The sequence below is a fragment of the Kitasatospora sp. NPDC004669 genome, assembly GCF_040609455.1.
GTDB lineage: Bacteria > Actinomycetota > Actinomycetes > Streptomycetales > Streptomycetaceae > Kitasatospora.
On sequence record NZ_JBEXKB010000188.1, the window covers coordinates 1 to 2,799 of the forward strand.

Sequence of the window (2,799 nt, forward strand, 5' to 3'; positions counted from 1 at the left end):
CGCGTCCGGTGGGACGGCATCGACACCGCAACCGCCGACCGCCACCAGCTCTTCAGCAGCGTCGCCCTGCTCGCACAGAACTTCCAGCGCTGGTCCTTCACCCTGCGCGCCAACCTGCTCCTCGGCCGCCCCGAAGTCCCGTGCGATCAGCGGCAGCTGGAGACCGCCGCCGACTACGCCGACCTCCACCCGGTGATCGAGGAACTGCCCCACAGCTGGGACACCCTCATCGCCAAGGGCTTCGAAGGCGGCGTCGGCCTCTCAGGCGGCCAGTGGCAGAAAGTCGCCCTCGCCCGCACTCACCTGCGCCTCACCACGCCCGACGCCCACGGCCGGCTCCCCGCCCTCGTGGTGGTCGACGAACCGACCTCCGCCATGGACCCCGAAACCGAGGTCGAGACGTTCGAACAGATCCGTCAGCTCACCGGCCTCGGCGTCACCGTCATCCTCATCACCCACCGCCTCGGCGCCACCGCCAAAGCCGACCACATCGTCGTCCTCGACCACGGCCGCCTGATCGAACAGGGCTCGCACGCCGAACTGATGGCCCAGGAACCGGCCACCCGCTACCGCGAGTCCTACCTCCTCTAGGCGGCCCAGTACAGCACCACCGTCCCACGCCGGGATCGCCCGCGGACGCCCCCGTGGCGACGTCCTGAACACGTAAACCGATCGAGCAAGAGACCATGTGATCCGAATAGCGAATATCAACGCCGGGCGTCGACCGCGAACTGTCGGCTCGCCCCATCGATGGTGCGCGTGGCGATGACGAGCTCGGTTCAACCGCCGCCGACACCGACACCGGCCGAACGTGGAATGAAACGGCCGGACAGAGCCCGCCTCTTGCCGCTGGGATCCACTGCCCTCAGTTTCTTCGAATTGCCATGCCCAACGGGCAGGGGGAGGCTGAAAGAGGCGGCAGTCAGCCCTCCGAGGTGGTACAGATGGTTGGTGCATCGCGTTCGGGGCCATGGATCACGCTGCCCAGCGACGGCGGTATCCCTGCACGGTTACACCCGATTCGATTCGACAAGAGCGGCGTGTGTACCAGTCCGGATGCGGCTCGGAGCCTGGTGGAATTCGCCCGGCAGGCCACGGATGTCTTCCTGTTCTCGCACGGTTGGAACAACGACTGGGCAACCGCCAACAGGCGGTACGGCACCTTCATCACACAGTTCGTGAACTCCAGACGCCTATGGTGGACACCACCTGACCGCGACTACCGGCCGCTGCTCTCGGGGATCTTCTGGCCCAGCACCTCACTGGTCGCTCCATGGGAGCAGACACCCAATATCGCGGCTGCGGCCAGCCCGGCGGAGCCGGTCGCGGCGCGGGATGAGATCGCCGTTCTTGCCGAGCAGCTGCCGCAGAACCAGACAGAACGGCTCTACGAACTCACTCAGTGCGATGGGTTGGACGCTGCCCGGGCGATGGAGCTCGCCGGTCTCCTCGCCCCCATCCTCAGCCAGGAGAACGATGAGCTGGACTCCACGGCCAAACCCCCGTCCCCGAAGGATCTTGTGGAAGCGTGGGCCCGCACGGCTTCTGCAGGATCGTCGGCGACATCACCGGACGATGTCGGTGGCTTCATCGACGAGCAGCAGACGATCGTCTCAGCCGAGACCGCCGGTCTCGGTCATATCGACCCTCGGTGGGCCGTCCGGATCACCACCGTCCTGCTGATGAAAGACCGGGCCGGCCGGGTCGGCGGCCGCGGAGTAGCGGCGTTGCTGCGCCGCCTTGTCGACGCCTCGCCCGACTCCCGCATACATCTCATCGGGCACTCGTACGGTGGCAAGGTCGTTCTCTCCGCGCTCTGCAGCGATGGATCCCTCACCCGGCCGGTCGACTCCGTGCTGCTCCTGCAACCAGCACTCTCCTGTCTGTGCTTCGCCTCGGATGTGGACAGCCGTGGCCGACCTGGCGGATACCGCCCGGCGCTGGAACGCACCAAGCAGCCGATCATCACCACATACAGCCGTCGCGACATGCCCCTGACCTGGTTCTTCCATCTGGCCGCGCGCCGGGCGTCGGACCTCGGCGAGGCTGTCATTGCCGGTGCCCCTCCCTCTCGCTACGCGGCACTCGGCGGATACGGCCCTCACGGCATACCAGATGAGGTATCCACCGTCGACGCCAAGCATCCCCCCGACCAATACGACCTGGCTGCCGCGGGCACGCGGGTGGTGGCTGTGCAGGCGAGTAGCGCCATCGGCGGCCACGGCGACGTCACTAACCCGGTAACGGCCTGGGCGCTCTTGTGCCAGGTGATGAGGTGATCCGTTTTGCCCGAGTTGGTTCGATCAGAACATGATCTTCCGACCATCCGTATCCGGCTTGGCGGAGTCGGCCGCGGGGGCCGTAGCAAGGTCGAATTCCACGTCTTCCGGGGCCCGACCGCGCTCGGCCTGGCCGCTCACTGCGATACCTGGGAGCTGGGGCTCCCCCGTACGAGCTCCGGGTCGGAACCGCTTGACGATGATCGGTTCAGACTGCCGGACGAGGTGGCGCGGAACTTGCGGCAGGCCATTGACTCCCTCGGATACGCAACGGTTCCACCGGAAAACGCCGTGTGGCTGGAGCTGGCAAGCCCACGTGGCTACCTCTACCTCGTCCCTTGGGAGCGGTTGTTCGCCCCGTTCTTGCCATGGCCCGTCCTCCGGCTGCCCAACCACACACTGCGGCCACAAGCGCCTTCCGACACTTTGAGCTGCTCTGGCTTTCGTGGGGTCCCTGATGTCTGGGTTTGTTACGATCCAGGCGTAAGGAGAACCACGAGCAGTGCCAGCACCACGTAAG

2 protein-coding genes are annotated in these 2,799 nt (G+C 66.3%); both read left to right on the forward strand.

From position 1 onward, the window contains the following. A partial coding sequence (locus tag ABZW30_RS46725) for an ABC transporter ATP-binding protein (RefSeq protein ID WP_355677448.1) occupies positions 1–591 on the forward strand: 591 nt, incomplete at its 5' end. 353 nt (positions 592–944) lie between these two features. Then, entirely contained in the window at positions 945–2,279 is a 1,335-nt protein-coding gene (locus ABZW30_RS46730) for a hypothetical protein (RefSeq protein ID WP_355677449.1), read from the forward strand. Positions 2,280–2,799 lie beyond the last annotated feature (520 nt).